The organism is Metabacillus sp. KJ11-3, from assembly GCF_055808295.1.
This window is the reverse complement of sequence record NZ_CM147865.1, coordinates 370757-387371: the sequence shown is the minus strand read 5'-3', so window position 1 is coordinate 387371 and position 16615 is coordinate 370757. Positions and strand designations below refer to the sequence as shown.

The 16615-nt window shown below is 36.1% G+C and carries 15 protein-coding genes; all 15 read right to left on the bottom strand.

Annotation, left to right across the window (positions count from 1 at the left end):
* Positions 1-302: 302 nt before the first annotated feature.
* Positions 303-701 (bottom strand): GNAT family N-acetyltransferase, encoded by a 399-nt coding sequence (locus AC0L8O_RS02030; protein ID WP_473446397.1) that lies wholly within the window; start codon positions 699-701, stop codon positions 303-305.
* Between the two features lie 88 nt (positions 702-789).
* Positions 790-1314: a type 1 glutamine amidotransferase domain-containing protein gene (locus AC0L8O_RS02025; RefSeq protein WP_473446396.1), complete on the bottom strand. Its 525-nt coding sequence runs from the start codon at positions 1312-1314 to the stop codon at positions 790-792.
* 50 nt (positions 1315-1364) lie between these two features.
* Complete coding sequence (locus AC0L8O_RS02020; RefSeq protein ID WP_473446395.1) at positions 1365-2309, bottom strand: sugar-binding transcriptional regulator; 945 nt, start codon at positions 2307-2309, stop codon at positions 1365-1367.
* A gap of 446 nt (positions 2310-2755) precedes the next feature.
* Positions 2756-4768: a transketolase gene (gene tkt, locus AC0L8O_RS02015; RefSeq protein ID WP_026559104.1), complete on the bottom strand. Its 2013-nt coding sequence runs from the start codon at positions 4766-4768 to the stop codon at positions 2756-2758.
* Positions 4768-5646 carry a 6-phosphofructokinase gene (locus AC0L8O_RS02010; RefSeq protein WP_473446394.1) on the bottom strand — a complete coding sequence of 293 codons (879 nt, stop codon included), beginning with the start codon at positions 5644-5646 and terminating at the stop codon, positions 4768-4770. Before AC0L8O_RS02010 ends, tkt begins: the two co-directional genes overlap by 1 nt.
* Positions 5647-5820: 174 nt before the next feature.
* Positions 5821-6957 carry a histidine kinase N-terminal domain-containing protein gene (locus AC0L8O_RS02005; protein ID WP_473446393.1) on the bottom strand — a complete coding sequence of 379 codons (1137 nt, stop codon included), beginning with the start codon at positions 6955-6957 and terminating at the stop codon, positions 5821-5823.
* Positions 6958-7251: 294 nt separating this feature from the next.
* Positions 7252-7401, bottom strand: a complete 150-nt coding sequence (gene rpmG, locus AC0L8O_RS02000) for a 50S ribosomal protein L33 (RefSeq protein WP_026559107.1) — start codon at positions 7399-7401, stop codon at positions 7252-7254.
* 17 nt (positions 7402-7418) lie between these two features.
* Positions 7419-8609 (bottom strand): GTP-binding protein, encoded by a 1191-nt coding sequence (locus tag AC0L8O_RS01995; protein ID WP_473446392.1) that lies wholly within the window; start codon positions 8607-8609, stop codon positions 7419-7421.
* A gap of 252 nt (positions 8610-8861) precedes the next feature.
* Positions 8862-10118, bottom strand: a complete 1257-nt coding sequence (locus AC0L8O_RS01990) for a coiled-coil domain-containing protein (protein WP_473446391.1) — start codon at positions 10116-10118, stop codon at positions 8862-8864.
* 265 nt (positions 10119-10383) lie between these two features.
* Positions 10384-11334, bottom strand: coding sequence for a nuclease-related domain-containing protein (locus AC0L8O_RS01985; RefSeq protein ID WP_473448591.1), 951 nt, complete (start codon positions 11332-11334; stop codon positions 10384-10386).
* A 932-nt stretch (positions 11335-12266) separates the two neighbouring features.
* Positions 12267-12890: an SGNH/GDSL hydrolase family protein gene (locus tag AC0L8O_RS01980; RefSeq protein WP_473446390.1), complete on the bottom strand. Its 624-nt coding sequence runs from the start codon at positions 12888-12890 to the stop codon at positions 12267-12269.
* A gap of 110 nt (positions 12891-13000) precedes the next feature.
* The gene (locus AC0L8O_RS01975) at positions 13001-14086 is read right to left on the bottom strand and encodes a DNA alkylation repair protein (RefSeq protein WP_026559112.1); all 1086 of its coding nucleotides are present in this window, start codon (positions 14084-14086) and stop codon (positions 13001-13003) included.
* A 186-nt stretch (positions 14087-14272) separates the two neighbouring features.
* Entirely contained in the window at positions 14273-14725 is a 453-nt protein-coding gene (locus AC0L8O_RS01970) for a chemotaxis protein CheX (protein WP_473446389.1), read from the bottom strand.
* A 257-nt stretch (positions 14726-14982) separates the two neighbouring features.
* Positions 14983-15903: a lysophospholipase gene (locus tag AC0L8O_RS01965; protein WP_473446388.1), complete on the bottom strand. Its 921-nt coding sequence runs from the start codon at positions 15901-15903 to the stop codon at positions 14983-14985.
* A gap of 54 nt (positions 15904-15957) precedes the next feature.
* Positions 15958-16500 carry a glycerol-3-phosphate responsive antiterminator gene (locus AC0L8O_RS01960; RefSeq protein ID WP_473446387.1) on the bottom strand — a complete coding sequence of 181 codons (543 nt, stop codon included), beginning with the start codon at positions 16498-16500 and terminating at the stop codon, positions 15958-15960.
* Positions 16501-16615: the final 115 nt, after the last annotated feature.

Genomic DNA, 16615 nt, shown 5'->3' with positions numbered 1-16615 from the left:
CCAGAGTCAAAAGAAGTATGATCAGTTCATTACTACAGACCTTATTTTAATAACAAAATGTGGAAACGATAATTGCCTTGAGGTGTAAAATCATCTAAGGCTTGAGACGTATATTCGCTTGGAAGATGGTGAAATACAGCAAATCTGTGGTGGGATGCGTTAAATATAGGAGTGGATATGTCATTATGTAAATGCGTTGTATCTTTTTGGCGTTATTGCACCATTTTAAGTGGAGGTTGCGTCAATTATCGATGTAAAAATGACAAAAAAAACAGACTCATTGTCTGCTTTCATTTCAATATTCATCGTTTTCGACGAATTAAAAAACCATTATCGATTGACGTAAAACCAATTTTCGGGTAATATTCCATCGCTTCCTGTGATGCAAGTAATAAGAGGGATACTTCTTCACCTATCTCTTCTTGAAGCAATCGAACAAGTTCTTTACCGATTCCTTGTTTTTGATGTTCGTTATCGATGGCTAAGTCTGATAAATAACAGCAATAGTTAAAATCAGTGATTGCACGGGCTACCCCTATGACTTTCCCGCCAAGTCTTGCAGTAATGGTAATATCTGCATGATCAAGCATACGCTGTAATCGAGGTAAATCATCTACTGGTCTTTTGATTCCTGATGCTTTAAACACTTGAGATAATTCTAATGCACTGATTTGATCATGGATTTTATATGTATATTCCATTTTTGGCCGTCTCCTCTTTCTACTTTTTCCCAGTATAAAGGAATAAACCCGATTTCTACAAGACATAAAAATCGGGCTTCACAAAAACTTATTTGTTTTCTAAGACTTTAATAAACTCTCTCATGTAATCAGGTAAATCTGGTGGGCGTCGACTTGAGACAAGATGTCCATCAACTACAACTGCTTCATCTAACCAGGTTGCACCCGCATTTTCCATATCGTCGCGGATTCCCGGTGTGCTCGTTACTTTTTTCCCTTGTAAAATCTTCGCTGATATTAACACCCAGCCTGCATGACAGATTTGTCCGATTGGCTTCTTCTGTTCCTCCATATGCTGTGTAATATCAATCACTTCCTTAAAGCGGCGAAGCTTGTCCGGAGCCCAGCCACCTGGGACTAACAATGCGTCATAGTGATCAGGATTGACTTGTTTAAAATCCATATCTGATGTTGCGGGTACACCATATTTACCTTTATAGGTGAAATTAGCATCTTCACCAGCAAGGTGAACAGTGGCTCCTTCCTCACGCAAGCGATGAATGGGATACCACAGCTCCAAATCTTCAAAATCTTCATGGACAAAGCTTAAGATCTTTTTACCAGATAATCTCATATCTTTCCCTCCTTATACTTGACGATAACGTAATTTTCAAGTGTAGACAACTATGATCCCATATCTGCTAAAATATTTGCCGTCTGTTGATCTGTGATCAATACATTTGCATACTTGCCTTTAAGTGCACCATATATAGCCTCTACCTTTTTTGGACCACCGGCAACTAATATCGATTTTTCCTTTTTGGCCAGTTCATTCAGCTCAATTCCAATCGTACGGTTATTTAAGCTCTCCACACAAATCTCCCCATTTTTATCAAAAAAGCGAGAACAAATTTCACCAGCTGCTTTGGATTGAATTAGATGCTGATCTTCTCTGGACAAATACTCAGCCTGTAATAATACTGAATCAACAACAGGTGTTCCTACACTAAAGATGGCAATATTCGCTTTTTTACCAAGGTCAAGGATTTTATGAATATGACGATCTGCTTCAATCGCTTGTTTTACAACAATATGATCTACGATAGCTGGCAGCGGTAACAAAAACGTTTGTGTGTGGAAGGCCTCACCAAATAAATGAATAATTTCAGATGCATAGGTTTTTGTTTCTGAATGACTTACACCGCCGTTTAGTTGAACGATGGTTGTATGACTTAATGGTCTTTGCTTTAATCTCATTGCTACTTCATAAACTGTCGTACCCCAGGATGTCGCAATGACATCATAATCCTTAACAATTTTATGAAGATAGTTTGCGGCTACTTCGCCAAGCTGTTGTTTGATATAACGATTATCATACTCTGATAAAGATACAACAACAACTTCCTTTAGTCCAAATTTTTCTTTTATACGCTCAGTTAATAATTCGTCTGCTTCTGTTGGATTATTGATTTTAATTTCAACAATTCCCAAGTCCTTTGCTTGTTTGAGCAATCTGGAAACAGTTGGTCTTGAAACATCCAATTTTTTCGCAATTTCCTGCTGACTATAATCTAATTGATAATAAAGTCTGGCCGCTTCAACAATTTTATTAAGTTTATCTTTTTCCATTTACAGCACCTAATTATCTTTTTTATAGGCTATTTCTTCAAACTTTGTTGCTTTGTAATAAGTGTTGAGAAGGTTAATTGGTGCTTCAGGATGCTCATCTTAAGTGGGGCGGGTGGTGAGTCTCCTCAATGCATAGCGCCTGCGGGGTCTCACCTGTCCGCTACTCCCTTGTCTTGTTCCAGCGCCTAGCCCTTCTTCGAGGTCATAAGCCAATTTAGAATTGAAGACAAAGAACGTCTTCTATTCTAAATCGTCTTATTTGCCCTAGGCTGATCAAGGCACTTCCACATTTCTTACAGGAGTCTCGCACCTTCCGCTCCAATTAACCAAATCAGTTTTTCATAACAGAACTTATAAAAAACAACAATCTTAAAGAAAAGAGCCTTTTCCTATGACAAACGAGAGGCTGACATTATATGTACGTCAGCCTCTGTTGTTTGCATCTATTATTCAGCGATTAATTTTTTCACACGAGCTACTACGTTTTCAACAGTGAAGCCATATTCAGCTAGAATACGATTTGCCGGAGCAGATGCACCGAATGTATTGATAGCTAGAATATCACCTTCATCTCCTGAATAACGATCCCAACCTAGTGGAGATCCCATTTCAATTGCAAGACGCTTTTTCACTTCTTTTGGAAGAACTGAGCGTTTGTATTCAACAGATTGCTTTTCAAAGCGATCCCATGCAGGCATACTTACAACTGCTGCTTCAATGCCTTCTTGAGCTAAAACTTGTTGTGCTTCTACAGCTAAACCTACTTCAGAACCTGATGCTAATAAAAGAACGTCTGCAGTTTCTTTTCCAGCTGGAGAGACAACATAAGCACCTTTTTGAACACCTTCATATGCAGTGTCTTTTGTTCCTTTGATTGTTGGTAAGTCTTGACGAGTTAACACTAATGCAGTTGGAGTTGATTTAGACTCGATTGCTGTTTTCCATGCTGCTGCAGTTTCATTACCGTCTGCTGGACGAACCACTGAAAGATTTGGCATTGCACGTAATGATGCAAGTTGTTCTACCGGCTCATGTGTTGGACCATCTTCACCAACAGCAATACTATCATGTGTGAATACATATGTTACCGGTAAATTCATAAGAGCTGCCAGACGGATTGCAGGGCGTAAGTAGTCAGAGAATACGAAGAATGTACCACCGAATACATGTAATCCGCCGTGAAGTGCCATACCGTTTAATGCTGCACCCATTGCAAATTCTCGTACACCAAACCAGATGTTACGGCCGCTGTAATCTTCACTTGTGAAGTCACCACTACCGCTAATGGTTGTTTTGTTAGAACCGGCTAAATCTGCTGAACCTCCAAAGAATGATGGAAGATTTTTCGCAATACCATTTAATACCGCTCCTGAAGAAGCACGTGATGCAAGGCTTGATCCCTCTTCGTAAACTGGAATATCTTTATCCCAACCTTCAGGAAGTTCACCATTGATCGCAACTTTAAATTGGTTTGCTAACTCCGGATACTCTTTTTCATATCCAGCTACTAATTCGTTCCACTCATTTTCTTTTGCACTTCCAGCTTCTTTCACTGTTTTGTTAAAGTGATCATATACTTCATCTGGTACATGGAAATCTTGTTCAAATGTCCAAGCATACGCTTCTTTTGTTAACTTAATTTCATCCGCACCCAGTGGAGAACCGTGTGAAGCTGATTTACCAGATTTGTTTGGTGAACCAAAACCAATTGTTGTTTTTACTTCAATTAGTGTAGGACGGTTTAAATCTTGCTTCGCTTGTTCAATCGCACTTGAAATTTCGTTCAAATCATTTCCGTCCTCAACACGGATGACTTGCCAGCCCTGTGCTGTGAAACGTTGTTCAACATTTTCAGAGAATGAACGATCAAGATCACCATCTAAAGAAATATCGTTTGAATCATACAGAACAACTAAACGTCCAAGTTTTAAATGTGCTGCTAATGACGCTGCCTCAGAAGAAATACCTTCCATTAGGTCTCCATCACCACAGATTGCATATGTGTAGTGATCAACTACATTGTATGATGGTTTGTTGTAAGTTTCAGCTAAATGACGCTCAGCCATAGCCATCCCTACTGCCATCGCAATTCCTTGTCCAAGTGGACCAGTTGTTGCATCAACACCTGGTGTATGTCCGAACTCAGGGTGACCTGGAGTTTTGCTTCCCCATTGTCTAAATGATTTTAAATCATCCATTGATACACCATAACCTGTAAGGTGAAGAAGGCTATATAAAAGCATAGAACCATGTCCAGCTGATAATACAAAACGATCTCTATTAAACCATTCAGGATTAGAAGGATTAACATTCATGAATTTTGTCCATAACGTATACGCCATAGGTGCTGCACCCATCGGCATACCTGGGTGACCTGAGTTTGCCTTTTCAATTGCATCAATTGATAATGTACGGATCGTTTCAATCGATAATTTTTCAACATTTGTTAATTCGCTCATTATATTCCCTCCGAATGTAATATTTCTTTTAATACTGCTTTTTTATCTTTTATGATTAATTGACCTGATGGCTGATCTGATGTAGACCATTCAACAATTGCTTTTTTCAATTGATTAGCGAGAAGTCGATCTAATGCAGTCGGATATGGACCACTGCATTGTGATTCATCGATCACAACGACTTTCCAATCAAGGTCAAATTCTCCAAAGTGTTCTTCTAATGCTACAGGATCAACATCTTGATCCATCATGAAAAAGGTGTATCCTTCATTGTTCAGTTCTTTTTGTTTAATATGTTGTCTTAAATGAGCAATGAGTGTTGAATCAACTCGCTCCACTACTTCAGCTTCAACTGCCAGTGCTGTGTCATGTACTAATTTCGAATTCTCTGCACCGGGAATTTGCACGTTAAAAACCCGTACCTTTCCATAAGATAAGGAACTAGCCGTATCTCTTACTCTTTCAATATTTTCTACAATTGAATTTAGTGCAGTATCAAAACCCAATGTAAGTTCTGAATCGTCAATGTTATTAAAGATACTAACAGGTACTTGCAGTAATTTCCCTGAATAACCGGTTACATTGACTTTCGTATCCCCTAATAAAATAACCTGATCAAGCTCTGTTAATTCACTAGCAAGTACGGATATTTGATCGTTCCATATAGTAAGTGGAAAAGCATTCAATACATGGGAAGTTACACCAAACGAACGATATGTATTCTCATTAAGCTCCTTACGATTTAACTGTTTTGTTGTATCGTCCCATTCAATCCCAATAACATTGTAACTTTGACTGGAAAGTTCTTCTACTAGGGTACGAACGATCTGTGCTGTACCTGCTGAAGCACAACCAAAATGAACTACACCTATTTTCATTATCGTAACCCCTTTATACGAAATTTCGTTCATTATTAAATGAACATTTGTTACGTTGTTTAGTATAACATGAAGTACTTATAAAGATAAATAGGCAAAAACTGAAATTTCGAGAAATTTCTTATTTCTATAAACCTAAAAAAGAAACCGATCTCAATAACGATTAAGGTCGGTTCATTCAGCTTTTTCAGGCAATCTAATCACAAAAGAGGTTTGATGCTGATCTGATTCGCAAAAAATGGTTCCATGATGTTTTTCTATAATTGATTTACAAACATATAATCCAATTCCCGTACCAAAGCTCTTGGTTGTGTAAAAAGGTTCAAAAATCGTTTCCCTTATTTCTTCGGGGATTTGAGGGCCATTATTTGTTATCTTAAAGGAGATAGTATGTTCAGTTTTTTCACAGGTAATCCATAGATTACGCTCCATAGAGTTTTTTTGTTTCAAAGCATCAATGGAATTTAAAATGATATTAACCAACACTTGTTTTATTTCATCCTTTGCTGCGATAATCTTGCAATTAGGATCAATAGAGGTTGATACATTTACATCTCCATCTACTATACTTGGGTATAAAAAAGAAATAATATCAGAAAAGAGGCTGTCTACTTGAATCTCTTTGTGCGTTTTTTCTCCGGAATCTAACCTGGAAGCATGTAAGAATTGAGTAATTCTAAACTTTAACTGATCCAACTCATGTTCAATCGTATCCATATATTTTAAATCGGGATGCTCATTTTTTAGCAACTTCATAAATCCCATCACAGATGTTAATGGATTTCTAAATTCATGGACAAAACTTGAAGACATTTGACCTAGTAGTGATAATCGATCTTTATGTGACTGATTCACAAAAAGCATTTTTTCATTTATCTCAATATCTTTTAACTCTGTATATCTTGTAACAGCATGAAAACAATATCTGTCGAAATGATCGTTTATTCTGTCAATGATTGGCTGAAGTTCCTGTATAGAAACACCTGACTTGTTGACATATTTAATAAGTGTGCTTCTTCCGATATTCATATTGAAAACAAACTCTCCGATATTGCTTTTACTTAGTACGCGTTCCTTTGCTACTCTATAAGCAAGCTCTTTCAGTTCATCATCATTTATTGTCTGCAGCAAAGATTTTTTGACCAATTGATACATTTCGTATCCATTATGCCCTACCCGATCTTTGAAGATATCATTTTCATTTACAATAACATTTTCTAGCCACATTCCTAAAAACTCACTCTGAACTTTCTCCAAAAACTTAATTACCTTCTCTTCAACCGAACAACCTGATCCAGATATCGAGTTCACTTTTTCACCACTTTCATTGTGTGAATGCCTTAATGATAATTAGACAAAAACTGATAAATATCCTTCTTTTTTATCACTTTATTCAAATTTCTATAAAATATGTTACATTTTGAAAAATAAACTCAGTAATTTGTATAAACTGTCATCACAATGATTTCTATCAGGTTAGGAAACTTGCTTTATTGCCAGGAACCTTATGGGAAGAGCCTTATTTTAATAATACCCAGAATAAAAACTTCTGAACATAAAAAAGACCGCCTTAAGTGACAGTCTTTTTCTTTCGTAACTAAATTTCTATTTTGTTTCACGATGTAACGTATATCGTTTTAATCGCGGGCAATATTTTTTCAATTCAATTCGATCTGGATTGTTTCGTTTATTTTTTGTTGTAATATAATTACGGTCTCCTGTTTCTGTGCATGCTAATGTAATATTTACTCTCATTATTTTCCCTCCTAATTTTAGTTTGTTACGTCAAATGCTGGAAGTGGATCATTAAACTGAGACCAGTTTTGCTGCATTTCAGCATCTGTTAATAAACATAGATTAAGACTTGTTTCAATTTCATCACGGTTCATATCAATTCCAATCATCACTAATTCCGTTATGCGATCACCATATCGTTTATCCCATTTTTCAAGCAACTCTGGTTCCTCTTTCAAAATGACCTCTTGTTCTTCCTCTGGATATGTTGCAATCCATTCACCTGCACCTTGAATTGTGATAGATGGACCTGCCTGAGAGAGAAGACCTGTTATCTCGTTTCTTGATGCGAGCCAAAAAAATCCTTTTGCCCTCACAACGTCAACTGGCCAGTTTTCTAACCAGTTCATAAATCTTTCTGGATGAAATGGACGCTTTTGTTTGTAAACAAATGACGAAATCCCATATTCTTCTGTTTCAGGTATATGTTCATTAACAAGCTCCTGAATCCATCCAGCCGCTTGACTTGCCTCTTCAAAATCAAATAACTCTGTATCTAAAATTTCAGCCAATGAAACCTTCGAAAAACTAGTTTCAATAATCTTGGCGTTAGGATTTAACTTATGGATCACTCCACTTAATTCCTTAGCATCCTCTTCATTTACCAAATCTGTTTTATTCAATAGTAGAATGTTAGCGAATTCGATTTGATCTATAAGTAAATCAACAACTTCTCTCGTATCAGACAGATCTGTCGCTTCTTTTCGATCAAGTAATGTTTCCCCTGAAGCAAAATCATGCCAAAACCTGTTTGCATCAACCACAGTAATCATCGCATCAAGAACACAACTATCAGTTAAATTAATTCCGAGCTCCTCATCTATATATGAAAAAGTTTGCGCCACAGGTATCGGCTCAGAAATACCGGTAGATTCAATAACTAAATAATCAATATCCCCTTGTTCCACAAGCTTTTTCACTTCAACATTAAGATCCTCTCGGAGTGTACAACAAATACATCCATTCTGAAGCTGCACTAGCTTTTCATTTGTCCTCGTAAAGCCTCCTTGTTTAATAAGTGAGGCATCAATATTGACTTCACTCATATCATTGACTATTACAGCAATTCTCCTATTTTCTTTGTTCATTAGAATATGATTTAATAATGTTGTTTTGCCCGCACCTAAATATCCACTCAACACTGTTACAGGAACTTTTCTTTTGACCATTCATCTTCTCCTTCTATAAACCAGCATCATTACGATTTATATTTTATAATTCCGGAATGAAATTAACTCCCATTAGCACAAAACGTAATTATTACGATTTATATTTTATTATATGGGCTGTTGAATTGCAAGCTTCTTTTTCATCATTTTTAATCAAAAAACATGTTTAGATATATTATAATCGGGAATTTATTTAGTACATAAGTTTTTTCAAAGCAAAAAGCTGACAACTATGTGCCAGCTTTAAAAGTATTACATGCTTACGCGTACTACACGTCCGTTAAATTTTTGAGCCCAATAACCGCTGGACATATCAGCTATAGCTACACCAGTTGAGCTTTGTGATCCGATAAATTTACCTCCACCTACATAGATGCCAACATGTCCATCAGTTTTGTAAGTGTTAAAGAATACTAAGTCTCCAGGTTGCATATTGCTTGTAGAAACCTGTTTACCTGCATATTTAAGTGAGTCAGTGCTTGCGCCTACGTTTACTCCTATTGTAGAGAATGCCCAATGCACAAATCCAGAACAATCAAAGCGACCATTTGCTACATCATAGGAATTTCTTCCGCCACCAAAGACATAAACTGAGTTTCCGATATACTTATACCCAGCACGAATTAAATCATTCACTGTTCCATTCGGATTTACAGGTGTTGATTCAACAGTTGTCGTTTTAGAAGAAGTTCCCTTTGCTAATTTTACTGAACTAGATGAATCACTAGAAGAATCATTTGATGAACTATTATCAACAGAATCATTTGATGAATTTGCTGAAGCTTGAGCCATTGCAGCTGCGGCAGCTTCTTGAGCAGCTAAATTAGCTTCTTTTTGTTTAAGGCTATTGACTGCAGCTAGTTTCGCTGTTTCTTCATCTTTTAGTTGTCCTATTAACGTATCATTTTCCTTTTTTTGAGAAAGTATTTGTTCCTGCATACCCTCTAACTCTGATTTCATGCCTTCTAAATCCGAAAGCGCTTCAACTTTTGAAACTTTCTTTTCATTTAATTCTTGTTCGTCAGCTTCTTGTTGTTGAATCATTGTACGGTCAGCTTCTACAATCTTACCAACTGCAACAGCACGATTGACGAAATCACTAAAACTGTTAGAACCTAGTAACACATCTATATACTCTACATTACCACCACTATGTTGGTAAGAAATTGCACGTTGTTTTAAAATATCTGTTCTCTCTTTAATTGCTTGTTCCAGCTTTGAAATCTCTGATTCCATTGTTGTAATTTCAGCTTGAGCTGTTTCTATTTTTGATTCAGTTTCTTCAATTTTCTTTGTGTTGTCATTAATTGCTGATTCAACACGTTCACTTTGCTTTTTTAATTCAGCCAACTCTTGTTGTATTTTCTCAACGTCTTGAGTTGCATCTTTTATATTTTCCTGAATTTCTGTACGTTCTGCCGTTTCAGCGTTAGCCGAAGGAATAGCAAATGAACTTCCTAATCCGATCATGACTGCTAAATTCATGATAACTAGTTTCTTTTTCGACATTCTCTTCCCTACTTTCGTTTCTCTCGTACAATCAGTATTTTTTCCTATGTATCTATTAAAAACATTACTTTATACTCAGATTTGCCACAATTAGTAGTATATCATCAAAAAATGACAAAACAATGTATATAATATTACAATTATATTTCAAATATAACAAAAGACCTTTTTATTCTACCAAAATGACACATGTTTCACTGTACCATAGATAGAGTTTCATCACCAGTATCAATCTAATAATAGAATTATTTGAGCCGCTTTCCTACTATTTTTCAGATTGATTGTCTTTTATAAGGTAGGTCCGATTCTTTGTATTACCTGTATATGGATAATGCAGTTTCTGTAAAACTCTTTTCGCAGTTGAACTGGATTTTATGTGCAGAAATGATCGAACTTCCCGATTACTTATACGCTCAGAAAAAAGAAGCATATAATCAGTCAGAGCATCAGTATGTGCGTTTTTGGATTTTTGGCCACATTTTTGGCATGTCCAATAGCCAAACGTTTTCGTCAAGGGAATGGTTTTACAAAATGGACAATGAACACCTGTTAATATCTCAGACTTTACTAGCTGATAGTGTTCTAAAATTAAACCATCATTCTCAACATGAGATTCCGCAATTTTGGCTGAAAGTCTATTTATATTTTGTTTCTTCAGCTTCATCGCTTTATATTTATTCTCGAGGGATGCAAATTTACTTGGAATAGTTGCAGCTTGGAGTATTTGTGGATTAGAAGATTTTAAAAATGTAGAAGGGTTACTGAGGACAATTAATCCTATACAGGGCAGATGGGGTATTTCTTGTTCTTTTAACCAATTACTAAAATGATCTTGCTGCCGCCTAACTTGTATCAATGGACTAAGAAATCCTTCCTCTTTTCCATCCAAAGTACGAATCATCTGATCAGTTTCCTCATTTATAAAAATTGATCCAGCTATATTCTTTACTTCTAAAATACAAGCAAATGAAGGAGTTAAAATTAGAGTATCCATTTGAAAAAAGTGCTTGCGATCAAGAAGTCTAACATTATGGAAAATAAGATACTCTTCTTTTAAGTAACTGAGAAAATAGTCAATAGATTTTTCCCCCTTGTACCCTGCAAGATTTTTTTGATAGTCTCGTTCGATTTTTGGATACAGTATATGGGATTTTGGAAGTCTCCGCAACAACGCTTCTTGTTTTCGGAGGTATAATGGCTTTAGCCGTTCTTTCATAATCAAAAACAATCATCTCCTTATTTTTTATTTGGGTTAATATTCGTTATCTTAATAGGTGATTCCTCTAATTATAATTTATATTCCCATATATAATCTAAACTTTTACTAGATTACTAAAAATCATGCAATAATTCAGCCACTCTCTGACATAATTCAACCACTTTCCCTCTTTTTTCAACCACTTCACTTTTCTCACTCCCCAATTTAGTCACCTTTCCTATTTAATCGCCCAATTCCATTATACTTTCAACCACTCTCCAACATAATTCAACCGCTTTTCCTCTTTTTTCAACCACATCACTCTTTCCACTCCCCAATTTTAGTCACCTTTCCCATTTATTCGACCACTTCTATGAATCTTTCAGCCACTCTCTGACATAATTCAACCACTTTTCCTCTTTTTTCAACCACATCACTTTTCTCACTCCCCAATTTAGTCACCTTTCCCATTTATTCGACCACTTCTATGAATCTTTCAACCACTCTCTGACATAATTCAACCACTTTTCCTCTTTTTTCAACCACATCACTTTTCTCACTCCCCAATTCAGTCACCTTTCCCATTTATTCGACCACTTCTATGAATCTTTCAGCCACTCTCTGACATAATTCAACCACTTTTCCTCTTTTTTCAACCACTTCACTCTTTCCACTCCCCAATTTTAGTCACCTTTCCTATTTATTCGTCCAATTCCATGATACTTTCAACCACTCTCTGACATAATTCAACCACTTTTCCTCTTTTTTCAACCACTTCACTCTTTCCACTCCCCAATTTCAGTCACCTTTCCCATTTATTCGACCACTTCTATGATTATTCCAACCACACCACTTTTCTCCTCACACAATCGAGTCAACTAGCCAATTCAACCAGCCCCTACCAAAAAACCTCCCACAAATGTGGGAGGTCATCAGTCAATTCGGCCCTATTACTTCAACTGCTCTTCTACTGCTTTTAGCCATGTTGTGGCCATCAGCATGTTGCCTGCAGAATTCATATGGACACCGTCTGTTGTTAAGTTGTAGCCGTTGTTTTGTTCTAGGTACTTTACAAATGCTTGATGGGTTGGGACGAGTGTTGTTTCGAATTGTTTTGACATATCATTTACAACTTTAACGTACATTTTTAAGATTTCATTTCCTTTAGATTGTAATTGTTCCTCAATTACAGTTGGTTCCATCAAAATAATGTGCGCATTTGTCTGTTCTTTCACTTGGGTTAATAGGTCTTTGTAAAGGTGTTCAAATTTCTCTATGTCTACTTGTTCCATTTCAGGGCGATCAAGTTGTCTCCACACATCATTGATTCCAATTGATATGGAGAGATAATCAGGGTTCTGTTCAATGACATCTTGTTGCCATCTTGAAGCAAGGTCTGTAATACGGTTGCCGCCGATCCCTTTATTTGTTATATCAAATCCTTGCTCTGGATAAGTTGTTAGTAAGTAATCGTGGATGATTCTCACGTAACTTATGCCGATTTGTTCCGGATCCTCGCGTTTTCCCCATTCTGTAATACTGTCACCAATAAATAGTATTTTCTTTTGTTTCATCTTTTCTCCTCCATCTACCCTTTTGTATGTAAGACAGTGCTTTTTTATAAAATCCACATATAGCTTTCGAGAAAGATTATTCATTTTCCTCTAATTCTTTTCATCCTTTATTAAAGATGGACGTCAAACGGTTTGGTTCCCTTTACTTCTCCGTTCACGATAATAGACAATACATGCCTACCAGGATAATGCTTCCTGGTTGTTAAGTCTTTAAAGGAGTGCTTTTTTTCATATTGCTTTTTTTCTCCCGGTTTTAGCGTTACTTCCGATAGCTGAAATTGTTTTGTTGATGGTTTTCCATTTGCTTTTATAAAATCGATTGAATACTCCACTCTTACTTTGCGTAATTCCGTGTCGGTTGAAGCTAGCTGAAATGAAAAGGAAATTGCATCTCCAATTTTCACATTTTTTGTCACATCTAAATCTGAAATTTTCATTGTATGTAATGGACCTATTCCAAACAATTCAAGAGCTTCTAAGTTCCCCTTTTTAAGCAGAGTTCGCAAGCCTTTTTTCAAAATCCAATTTGTTAATTCATTTTCTCCGTTCCATCTTTTTGCTAGTGAGAGAACGATATCCGGATGATCTCTCGAAATATCATTTATATTATTTGCTACACTTTTCCTTACATATAAAGAGGGATCTTCCTTTAAATTTTCTAAAATCGGTAAAATAGGTGAAGGATCATTTTTTAAGGCTTTTAATACCATACCCCATGGAAGCCTAGGACGGGAGCCTTCACTTGCAAGTCTTCTAATATGCTCATTTGAATGGCTGCTCCAGACAATAAATTGCTGAATCATTTTCTCTTGGTCTTTTACCACAAAGGGCCGGACTGCAAACTCGGATGTTGAATACTGGGTGAAGTATTCAAGGGCCGATATTGACACATTCCAATCGTTTAAACCGTATACCTCAATGTAATCGGGAAAAATAATTCCTGCCAAGCTGCCTTCAAAATGAGGTGCTACCTTTTTTAATACGTTAACCACTTCTGGAAATTCCAGGTTAATCGTTGCATGAAAACATTCAGAAATTCGCCGGACTCTTTCCTTTAAAGTAAGGTTGTCCCATTCACCCGTGAAAATATATGAAAGAAATATTTCTTCATCAAACGATGGATAAGCGTTCTTTAATTCCTTTGAAAGCTGATTCATAAAATCTTGATTAAAGATGTTGCGAAGTTCCTCAGCCATTTTTTCTCCCCTTAATTTAGTATTTATTGTCAACATTATAGCATTTTATATCTTAACTAAAAAAACAGCTGACGTAAGTATATACACTCAACAAGCCACCTGTTTTTTACAATACAATACTTATTTAATTAATCACACCGTCATGAGAATAAGGATGAAAGTCCTTTCCTGCAGCTTGGACTATCATTAGTCAATCATCAAACCTATTTCTAGTTTTTTACCACCTTGGAATGTCATCACAATTTCAATTGCTTCTTTAAAACCCGAGAGTGACATATTTCCTTCCATGATTGTTGGTGCTGTAATATCAATTGCCATTCCTTTTGAAAAGACATTTGTACACAGTCCACCTGAAATCATATTGCCAAGCTCACCAGCAAATGACTTTAACATATCCCCTTCAAGTGCCATGCCAAACATTAATTCACCTACAGAACTGAAAAAATCAACATCAGATTTATAGAGAACCTTACCATTTATTGAGCCTGTTATCCCAACCAGGACACCGAATTGGCATGTTAACTCAGAACGTAGCTCAGGCGCTGTTATATTTTCATGTGGGATCGGAAGAATCTGTTTTATGGACTCTATCGTTGACCCATGTAGATCTTCTAATGTGTTTGATACAGTCGTACTCATATAAACACCCCCTGCTCTATTAGAATATGTCACAGAATGACTGTTTCAACTCTGTTTCCACCCTTACTTATCTACCAATAGTATAACTAAGACTTTTTTCTTATTATATAGTAAATATTTCCTCATCTCATCAAAATTTAGACATATATTACTATTCTATAATCTTCATACTATTTATATCGACAAACTTCTTTCATTTGTTTAGAAAAAATGCTAGATTGTCAGGATGACAATCTAGCATTTTTGTTGGTCCTAATTTAATTTTTTTCAATCCACCTATATATATCCTCATATACAACTGCGCGATTTACTTCATTTAACATTTCATGTCGACCATTTTCATAAAATTTATATTCAATTTGGTTAATTCCATGTTTCCTTAACTGATTAATCAGCTTATTTACACCCTTGGTATAATTTCCAACAGGATCCATATCCCCGCTAAAAAGATAGAATGGTAGATTTCTGTCTATTTTTGATACTTCCTCATCTCTATGAATCATATCAAGTCCATAATATAAGTCTTGAAAAAATCCTGTTGTTCCTACTTTTCCGCAATACGGATCCTTTATATACGTTGATACTTGTTCCGAATCCCGTGTTAGCCACTCATAACCTGTATTGGCATTCGTAAATTTTTTATTATAGCTTCCGATTGTTAATTTTTGCAGAAATGGACTTTCAGCACGATTCCCCCATTTTTTGACCTGAGATTCAGCTAATTTTTTCGCAACTTTTAAGATAAAACCCGGATTCCCTCCAGTTCCTGATAAAATTACTCCAGATATATCCACATGAAAACGCTGTAGAAAACGTCGGGCTAAAAAGGAGCCCATACTGTGTCCCATGAGGAAGACGGGTAATTCCGGATATTGATTTTTTATGAAATTATACACTTCTTTCATATCGTCAACTGTTCTTTCAAAGCCGTTGCTATCGGCAAAAAAACCATATTCACCGCACTTTTCACCGGTCTGTCCATGACCTCGATGATCATGTCCTATTACGATAATTCCCTTGGCATTGAGGAACATTGCAAATGGTTCATAACGTTTTATATGTTCTGCCATTCCATGAGCAACCTGTACGACTGCCCTTGGCTTCACCGACTTCTCTTCCCATTGACAAACATATACTTGATGTTCATCAGACATAGATAACCAATTTTCGTTTTTCATACCCTTCCCCCTGTCTTTTATTCCGCTTACTACCACTTAAGTTAGAATTCCATTTTACTTTTCAAAATTCCAGAGTTCTTTTTTAGATGTTGTAATGGCATCAGCCCCAGCTTCCAACGCTTTTTCAACTTCTTCAACTGTACGAATTAACCCGCCTGCGAGTATTTTAGTTTGTGTACGTTCTTTTACTTCTTTGATCATCCAAGGCATCGCACCTGGTAATACTTCAATATAATCCGGTTTTGTTTTTTCCACTAAACGGTAGCTTCGTTCTAATGCATGAGAATCAATTAAAAACATCCTTTGGATTGCAATAACACCTTTTTGCTTTGCTTTTAAAATAACATTCGATTTTGTAGAAATAAGTCCATAAGGTCGATATTCCTGACAAAGATACTCTGCCGCAAAATCATCGCTTTTCAATCCATGGATTAAGTCAACATGATAGATGACTTTTTTATGATGTTGCTCAGCTAATTTATGTAGATTGGCCAATTGAGAAATATGTGTTTCCAAAAAAACACCAATCTCATAGTCGCTAACCAGGAACCGTTCGAATTGTTTAATAGATGAAAAAGCCGGTAAAATCTTTTGCATGTGTACTCCTCACTTTATCTTTATGTTGCCATTATTTATTTTTTCATCATAAAGCTTCCTTTTAAAAATGTCACCCTTTTACCAAAATCCTGAATATACTTTATTTTAAACACTT